7 protein-coding genes and 1 pseudogene are annotated in these 8,442 nt (G+C 72.5%); 3 read left to right on the forward strand and 5 right to left on the reverse strand.

Features of this window, described 5'->3' with window-relative positions; translation table 11 throughout:
• Positions 1-82: 82 nt before the first annotated feature.
• From ACZ4UV_RS37860 to ACZ4UV_RS37870, 3 genes and pseudogenes are all read right to left on the reverse strand, one after another.
• Positions 83-317: pseudogene (locus ACZ4UV_RS37860) on the reverse strand (LLM class flavin-dependent oxidoreductase); the annotation flags it as partial.
• Positions 318-353: 36 nt separating this feature from the next.
• Complete coding sequence (locus tag ACZ4UV_RS37865; protein ID WP_467844335.1) at positions 354-2,921, reverse strand: ABC transporter permease; 2,568 nt, start codon at positions 2,919-2,921, stop codon at positions 354-356.
• A gap of 4 nt (positions 2,922-2,925) precedes the next feature.
• Positions 2,926-3,714, reverse strand: coding sequence for an ABC transporter ATP-binding protein (locus tag ACZ4UV_RS37870; RefSeq protein ID WP_451017557.1), 789 nt, complete (start codon positions 3,712-3,714; stop codon positions 2,926-2,928).
• A 153-nt stretch (positions 3,715-3,867) separates the two neighbouring features.
• Here ACZ4UV_RS37870 and ACZ4UV_RS37875 point away from each other — a divergent pair, with 153 nt between their 5' ends.
• Positions 3,868-4,119 carry a toxin-antitoxin system HicB family antitoxin gene (locus tag ACZ4UV_RS37875; protein ID WP_467844339.1) on the forward strand — a complete coding sequence of 84 codons (252 nt, stop codon included), beginning with the start codon at positions 3,868-3,870 and terminating at the stop codon, positions 4,117-4,119.
• Positions 4,120-4,123: 4 nt separating this feature from the next.
• Entirely contained in the window at positions 4,124-4,498 is a 375-nt protein-coding gene (locus ACZ4UV_RS37880; protein ID WP_390047179.1) for a fic family toxin-antitoxin system, toxin component, read from the forward strand.
• A gap of 21 nt (positions 4,499-4,519) precedes the next feature.
• On the opposite strand, the gene ACZ4UV_RS37885 is transcribed toward ACZ4UV_RS37880, so the two are convergent.
• Positions 4,520-5,203, reverse strand: coding sequence for a class I SAM-dependent methyltransferase (locus tag ACZ4UV_RS37885; RefSeq protein WP_390047177.1), 684 nt, complete (start codon positions 5,201-5,203; stop codon positions 4,520-4,522).
• Between the two features lie 102 nt (positions 5,204-5,305).
• Entirely contained in the window at positions 5,306-5,992 is a 687-nt protein-coding gene (locus ACZ4UV_RS37890; protein WP_451017555.1) for an esterase/lipase family protein, read from the reverse strand.
• Between the two features lie 116 nt (positions 5,993-6,108).
• Here ACZ4UV_RS37890 and ACZ4UV_RS37895 point away from each other — a divergent pair, with 116 nt between their 5' ends.
• Positions 6,109-8,286 carry a helix-turn-helix transcriptional regulator gene (locus ACZ4UV_RS37895; protein WP_467844343.1) on the forward strand — a complete coding sequence of 726 codons (2,178 nt, stop codon included), beginning with the start codon at positions 6,109-6,111 and terminating at the stop codon, positions 8,284-8,286.
• Positions 8,287-8,442: the final 156 nt, after the last annotated feature.

An 8,442-nucleotide genomic window follows, 5' to 3' on the forward strand; every position in this document is an offset into this window, starting at 1 on the left:
GGTCGGCGGTGCGGCCGGACCGGCATGGCCAGCAGGTGCGGCACGGCGCAGGCCATGTCACCAGCACCTGGAAACCGGCGGGACGGCCGCCGGTCAGCGCATCGGTCGTCGCCACCTCGCGGGCCGACGGCACCGGGTTCCGGGAGCCGACATGGAGCACGAACGTGCCGAGCCGGGGCCGCTCGGTCGCCGCGATCAGTGCCGGAGAAGGGCGCCGGCACGCCGAGACGGTCGGGGGCGCGGCGCACGTCGTACCCGAGTTCCTCGGCACGCCGGCGCTTCGCGAGCCACCAGCCGGCCGACGCGGGGGTGAGCAGGTTGACCCCGAAGCGGAAGGGACGGCGGCACGTTTCTTACTCGTGCGCGATGGCGGCCAGCACATTCATGCGCGATGCGCGCAGCGCCGGCAGCAGCGCGGCCACGACCCCGACGACCGCCGAGCCGATCACCACCGCGACGATCGTGCCCCACGGGACGGCCAGCGCCTTCATGCCCTGAAGCGCCAGGACCTGCTGCGTGCACACGCCCCACACGAGCCCGAGTGCGAGGCCCAGCACCGCGCCGAACACCGCGATCACCACCGACTCCAGCCGGATCATCCGGCGCAACTGCCGCCGGGCCAGCCCGATCGCGCGCAGCAGCCCGATCTCCCGGGTGCGTTCCACGACCGACAGGGCGAGGGTGTTGACCACGCCGAGCACCGCGATGACGATCGCCAGCCCGAGCAGCGCGTACACCAGGTAGAGCAGGACTGCGATCTGATCGTGGACCAGCTTCTTGTAGTCGGACTGGTCACGCACCTGTACCTGCGGATACGGCGCCAGCGTCTTCTCCAGCCGTGAGCGCAGATGATCGGCGCTGGTGCCCGGGGCCCGGTTGACGTACAACGACGAGTCCTGGCCGCCGGGAACGTACTTCTCCACGGTGGCGATGGCGAAGAACAACCCGCCCTGCGTGCCGAATCCGCCACCGCTGCCCTGGTTGGTGAGGGCGCCCACCTTCATCTCGGCGGTCCTGCCGCCCTGGAACTCGACCGGCAGCACGGTGCCGAGGCGTACCTTGTGGTCCTCCGCGAAGTTGACGTCCATGCCGAGGCTGCCGTCGGCCAGCGCGGCCGCGGTGTCGCCGCCCTGGTAGGCGACGTGGGCGACCTCGTCGACCTGCGGGTCGTACCCCGCGGCGGTAGTGGTGACCCGTTTTCCGTCCGGCAGCCGCACCGCCACCGGCGCGAACCGCTGTCGTACGACCAGTCCCACGCCGTCAGTGCCGCGGACCTTGTCGGTGATCTCCTGGGTGAACGGCAGGAAGTTGCCGTTCTGGACGACGAAGTCGGCGCCGAGCGTCTTGTCGATCTGCTGGTCGAAGGACTTGGACATGGAGGCGCTGGCCACCGACATCCCCCCGACCAGGGCGAGCCCCACCATGAGCGCGGCGGCGGTGGCGCCGGTACGGCGCGGGTTGCGCAGGGCGTTGCGCTGGCTCATCCGGCCGACCGAGCCGAACAGGGCGGGAAAGGCCGCGCCGAGGACCCGGATGACGGGCCGGACGAGCAGCGGGCCGGCGATGACGGTCGCGATCAGGGTCAGGATCACCCCGAGAGCCAGCAGCGAGGCCGCCGACGCCGTTCTGGCCGCGGTCGCGCACCCCATAAGGGCCGCGACCCCCAGCGCCCCGACGGCCGAGCCGGCGATCGCCCGTACTTTGAGCGGCTTGCCCACACCGGCGATGTCGGCGTCCACGAGTGCCGCGATCGGCGACACGGCGGCCGCGCGCCGGGCGGGCAGATACGCGGCGACGAAGGTGACGCCGACACCCACGACGTACGCCGCGACCGGCGTTCCCCAGCCGATCACCATCTCGGCGGCCTTGAGGTGCATGCCGAACGCGCTCATCAGCCCGATCAGCCCGAATGCCAGCCCGATACCGGCGCCGAGGCCCAGCGTGGAGCCGACCAGCCCGAGCAGCACCGCCTCGGTGAGCACGGACCGCCGTATCTGCCGCCGGTCGGCACCCAACGCGCGCAGCAGGCCCAGTTCGCGGGTGCGCTGGGCGACGAGCATGGAGAAGGTGTTGACGATCAGGAAGATGCCGACCAGGGTCGCGATGCCCGCGAATCCCAGCATCACGTACTTGATGACGTCGAGGAAGCTGCCGAGGTCAGCGGCAGAGGACTTCGCCTGCTCGTCCGCGGTCTTCAGGTCGTACCCGCCGGTCCCGATCGCCGCCCCGATACGGCTCTTGAGCTGGGCGTCCGTCACCCCCCGCGCCGCGTCCACCGAGATGCTGGTGGCCCGGCCGGGGGTGCCCAGCAGTTCCTTGGCGGCGACCGACGGGGCGAGGAAGACCAGGGCGGCGCCCGGGTTGGTGGTGGTGAAGGTGGCGATGCCGACGACCTCGACCTCGAAGGTGCCGGGCTGGGCCTGAACGGTGAGCGTGTCGCCGATGCGCACGTGCTTCTTGGCGGCGGTGTCGGCGTCGAGCAAGGCCTGGCCGGCGCCCTGCGGGGCGTGTCCCGAGGTCAGCTTCAGGGGGCTGCGGTGGGTGAGGTACCAGTCCGTGGCGATGGTCGGGGCTCCGGTGGTCGGGCCGACCGACTTGTTGTGGCTGTCGACCACCACGATGTTCTGCACGGAGACGTCCGCGTGGGTGCCCGCGACCCCGGCGACCTTCGCCACCTCGCCCGCCAGCGCGGCCGGCACGGTCTGGACGGCACCGGTCGGCACCGACGACTTGAGGTCCTGCTTCGGCTCCACCGTCACGTCGGCGGAGGTGGAGGCGAACAGCCGGTCGAAGGTGCGGGTGACGGTGTCGGAGAAGATCAGGCTGCCCGCGACGAACGCCACGGACAGGACGATGGCCAGCGCGGACAGCATCAGCCGTCCCTTGTGCGCGAGGAAGCTGCGCAGGGTTGCCTTGAGCACCGGGTCAGTCCTCCTCGGGCCCCGAAGACCCGCGTCCCACGTCGAAACGCTTCATCCGTTCCAGTACGGCGTCCGCCGTCGGCCCCTCCATCCGGTCCACGATCCGGCCGTCCGCGAGGAAGAGGACCAGGTCGGAGTGGGCGGCGGCGCCCGGGTCGTGCGTCACCATGACGACCGTCTGGCCGAGCTGGTCGACCGCCTCCCGCAGGAAGCCCAGCACCTCGAGACCCGCCCGTGAGTCCAGGTTCCCGGTCGGCTCGTCGGCGAAGATCAGCTCCGGGCGGGAGGCCAGCGCCCGCGCGCAGGCCACGCGCTGCTGCTGGCCGCCGGAGAGCTGGGCGGGCCGGTGCTTGAGGCGGTCCCGCAGCCCGAGCGTGTCGATGACCTGGTCCAGCCACTTCCCGTCGGGCTTCTTGCCCGCGATGTCCATGGGCAGGGTGATGTTCTCGGCGGCGTTCAGGGTCGGGATCAGGTTGAACGACTGGAACATGAAACCGATCCGGTCCCGGCGCAGCCGCGTCAGCTCGCGCTCCCTGAGGCCCGTTGTCTCGGTACCGCCGAGCCAGACCTGACCGGCCGACACGGTGTCCAGCCCCGCCAGACAGTGCATCAACGTGGACTTGCCGGAGCCCGACGGCCCCATGACCGCGGTGAAGCGGCCACGCGCGATGTCCACGTCCACCGAGTCGAGTGCGAGCACCGCCGTCTCACCCGCGCCGTACGCCTTGGTCAGTCCGCGGGCCCGGGCCGCGACCCCGTCGGCAGCGGGCGCCTCCGCAGCTGCTGTGGACAAGACTGCCTCCCCGTTTCACACGACGGTCGTCCGACCTCTTCTTCCGGCCTCTTTGTCCGGGTCGAGCGTAGTGTGAGCCGTCCCACAGCCGGTATCACTTTTCGATTCCGATGCGCGCTGGCATTGCTAGCGCATCCGCGCTAGCTTCGACATATGGCGAAGACCCAGCTGAACGTGCGAGTGGACGAGGGCACCGCCAAGGCGGCCCGGGAACGCGCTCTCGCACGCGGTGTGAGCGTCAACCGCTACATAGAGGAACTGGTCATGCAGGACACGGGTGAGGCCGGCCGTACGTTCGTCGAGGCCGCCGCCGATTTCATGAAGCAGTACGAGTCCGTCTTCGCCGAGGAGTTCGGCGAGACGCCGGCTACCGACACGTCTGACAAGACCGAAGGCCGTCACTGATCCCTTGAGCGACCTGACGATCGACCTCGCCTGGCTCCTCATGCTCGCCGAACAGAAGACCCCCGGTGATCCGCAGGTCACCGACTGGGGTGCGCTGATCGCGGCCGTCGCCAGGCACCGGGCCGAGATATTCGACGTCCCCGTCTACGACACCCCGCAGGCCCGCGCCGCCGCCCTGCTCCAGTTGCTGATCCACGTCCCGGCCCTGGAGCGCTCGAACGCGCTGTTCGCGTCCTCGGTCGCCTACGCCTACCTGGTCGCCAGCGGCCTCAAGGTCGTCACCTCGCCCGAGCAGGTCCGCGACCTGGCCCGGCTGGTCAAGAACGGCGAGGCGAACGTCGCCGACATCGCCGAGGAGCTGCGCCGCTGGAGCCTGTGACCGGTCCGGCGGAGCCCGCGCTCAGGCTTCCGGGGGCTTGCGGGCGACGCCCAGCGCGCAGTACGAGGAGGGCAGCCGCGGACCGTGCTCCGGCAGGAACACCCGGCGGTACGGGCCGAGTTCGAACCCGGCCGCGCGCAGCTCGGCGACCGGCTCCCGGGACAGATGGCAGCCGCCGCTCAGCAGCGGCCACACCGTCCGGTCCAGGGCACGCTGGGTGAACCGCATCGCCGGGCCACCGCCCGCGCCGTGCTCGAAGAACCGCAGCTCACCGCCCGGCCGCAGCACCCGCCGTACCTCCGCGAGCGCCCGCTGCACATCCCGGACACTGCACAGCACCAGCGAGAACACCGCCGCGTCGAAGGCCTCGCTCTTCACCGGCAGCGCCTCCGCCACGCCCGGCACCACGTCCACCGGGACGTCGGCGCGCACGGCGGCCTCCGCTGCCAACTGCCGCAGGGTGCGCTCCGGTTCGATCGCCACCACCTCCGCGACCGAACCGGGGTACCGGGCGAAGTTGAGCCCGTTGCCCGCGCCGACCTCGATCACCCGCCCGGACAGTCCGGAGAGCAGCCGCTCCCGGATCGCCGCCATGCCGAGACCGGTCTCGGCGGTGACGCTGCAGCGGGCGTAGAAACGCGCGAACAGCGGATGGTGGACGGGATCCCGCACCGGTGTCCCGGCGCCGGCGGACATCAGCCGCATGACGACCTCCAGACCTTCAGGTCTCCAGACCTCCGGACGGAAGCAGGTCTACGGTGATTGTCCCCCGTTACGGCCCGTCGCACCCCCGCTGCCGCGGACGGCTCAGCCGATGAAGTCGCGCACCTGCTCGTAGACGCCGTAGTCGTCGTTCATGTCGGTGTGCGAGATGCAGCCGACGTCGACGTTGGAAGCCCCGCTCAGCTCCGCCGAGGTGTCCGGGTCGATCGCCGCGTCGCAGTCCGACCAGTACGCCGCGTACGAGACGCTGCCGGGCGTCTCGTCACCGGAGTTCAGGGCGGTCAGGAAGGAGCTGCCGGTCGTCATCTCCTTGCAGGAGGTGTACAGCCACCCGCACAGCGAGGCGACGCTGGTCCCGTGGTTCACCCCGGCGACCGACACGAAGTGGTCCACGTACGAGGTCCCGCCGAGGTTCTTGAGGTAGTAGCGGCTGTTGAGCGCACCCATGGAGTGCACCACCAGGTCGACCTTCGAGGCACCGGTCTTGGAGAGCACGGACTGGATGTACGTCGACAGCGTCGAGGCCGTGGTGACGTTCGACTTCGTCCAGTCGTACGAGATCGCGTACAGCTCGGAGGACGAGTAGCCGTCCGCCTCGAAGTCCGCGATCCAGTCGTTCCAGCTGCTGGAGTCGCTGCTCAGACCGTGCACGAACACGATCGGGACGTGGCTCGCCGCCTGCGCGGTGCCGGTGGTCAGGGGGAGGGACAGAAGGAGCGAACCGGCTATCGCCGACAGAGCGGTTGCGATGCGACGCTTGGCGCGTTGCATGATGCCTCCTGAAACGGGTGGGGTTGTTCAGGAGTGTCGGGACGGGTCTACGCGCGCCGCATCGGTGAAGTCGCCAGTCTTTACGAATCAACTAACTCGCCAGTAACGTCGTTGGTGTGGTGATACCGGTGAATCCCCCACACCTTGACCGCACTTCGCCACCGCAGCCGACCGACGCGGGGCCATGCCCGGCTTCGGGGCTTCCCGAGGGCGTCCGTGTCCGGGTGACACGAGTCGTATACGAGGACCAGCGCGCCGTGGCCGAACTCGTGCCGCGTCTCACCGAACGGCAGGCCGCCGGCGCCGACCCGCTGCCGGTCGAACCGGCCGAACTGGCACCGGGGTTGCTCCACGCCCTGCGCCGGGAGATCCGCGCCCTGCCAGACGAGACCCGGCTGCTGTTGCTGCTCGCCGCCGCCGACCAGTACCCGGTCGCCACCCACGCCTTCCTGCGGGCGGTCACCGCCGGCCGCCTCGACACCCGCCCACTGGAGACCGCAGAGGCTGCCGGGGTCGCCCACGCCAGTGCCGGTGGGGTGTTCTTCCGCGATGCCTGGACCCGGATCGCGGCCTACGAGACCGGCTCACCGGCCGACCGGCGCGCAGCCCACCTGCTGCTCGCCCGGGTGCTCGGCGGCAAGGGCGAGACGACCCGCCGCTCCTGGCACCGGGGCGCCGCCGCCCTCGGCCCGAGCGCCCGGCTCGCGGCGGAACTGCGCACGGCCGCCGACCGGGCCCGCTCCGAAGGGCGCCCCGCCCTGGCCCGCGCCCTCGCCGAGCGCGCCGCCGACCTCTGCCCCGACCCGGTCGAGGAGGCACGGCTGCTCGCCCTGGCCGCCGCCGACGCTTGGCGCTCCGGAGAGCCCGACCGGGCGAGACGGCTCGCCGCCCGTACGGACGACTCCGCCCTCAACGGCGTCCTCGCCCTCAGGGCCGGCAACGCCGCCGAGGCCTTCGACGCCCTGCTCACCGCCGCCGTCCGGCAGGAACGTTCCGCTGATGCCGTCGAACTCCTCGCCCTCGCCACCGAGGCCGCCGTCTACACCGGCGACCTCAGACGCTGCCGCGAGGCGCACGTCCTCGCCCAGTGGCTGGACCTCCCGCCGTCCGGCGTCCTCGCCGCGCTCGCCTGCGCCGTCGAAGGGCGCTACGCCGACGCCCGTGTCCTCCTCAAGGGCGCCGCGGGCCGCTGCGGGCCCGGCGGCGCTCCCGACCGGTTGATCCACTCCGGCATCGCCGCGCTGATGCTCGGCGACCACACCCGCACCGTCACCGCCACCCTCCGGGCCGCCGCCTCCGCCCGGGCGCGCGGCATCCCCGGGACGGTCGCCCAGGCCATGGAGTTCCGCGCCTACGCCGACTTCTGGTCCGGCCGCCCCCGCGCCGCCGAGGCCGCCGCCCAGGAGGCGCTGCGCCAGGCCCACGCCACCGGGCAGGACAACGGGGCCTGCCACCTCCAGGCCGCGCTCGCCATGTTCGCCGCCGTCACCGGCGACGAGGCGCTCTGCCGCGAGCGCGCGGCGGCCGCCCGCGCGCACGCCCTGACCCACGGACTGGGCCTGCCCGCAGCCCTCGCCCAATGGGCGCTCGCCTTTCTCGACCTGGCGGGCGGCCGCTTCCCGGCGGCGGCCGCCCGGCTGCGCGCCCTCGCCGGCTTCGGGCCCGGACACGGCCACCGGGCCATCCGGCACCTGGCCACCCCGCACTACGTCGAGGCCGCCGTCCGCACCGGTGACACCCGGGTCGCCCGCGTCGCGCACGCCGACTACCACCGCTGGGCCACCGCCGTCCGCAGCCCCGACGACCTCGCGCTCAGCGCCCGCTGCCGGGCCCTGCTGGCGCCCGGCGCCGAGGCGGTCCAGCACTACCGGGCCGCACTGGACCTGCACGCCCGGGGCACCCGCGACTTCGAACGCGCCCGCACCGAGCTGCTGTTCGGCGGTGCGCTGCGCCGGCTGCGGCAGCGCACCGAGGCCAGGGACCGGCTGCACAGCGCCCTGGAGGCCTTCGAGTCCTTCGGCGCTCCGCACTGCGCCGCCCAGGCCCGCGTCGAACTCCGCGCCCTGGGTACGGCGTTGACACCTGCCACCGGTGCGCCCGACCCGGCCGCCGTACTCACCGCCCAGCAGCTGATGGTCGCCCGGATGGCGGCCGAGGGCGCCACGAACCGCGAGATCGCGGACCGTCTCAACCTCAGCCCCCGCACCATCGACCACCATCTGCGGGGCGTCTTCGCCCGCTTGGGCATCCGATCCCGGATCGAACTGGTACGGCTGCTCGGCGAGCCGTCCTAGCCGTCGATCGGGTGCGGCTGTGTGGGGGCGGGGGGGGGGGGGGGGGGGGGGGCCCCCCCGGGGCGCCCCCCCCCCCCCCCCCCCCCCCCCCCCGGGGGGGCGCCCCCCCCCGCCCCCCCCGCGGGGGGCCCCCCGGGCGCCCCCCCCCGGCCCCCA

It is taken from the genome of Streptomyces sp. NPDC028289 (genome assembly GCF_055565975.1).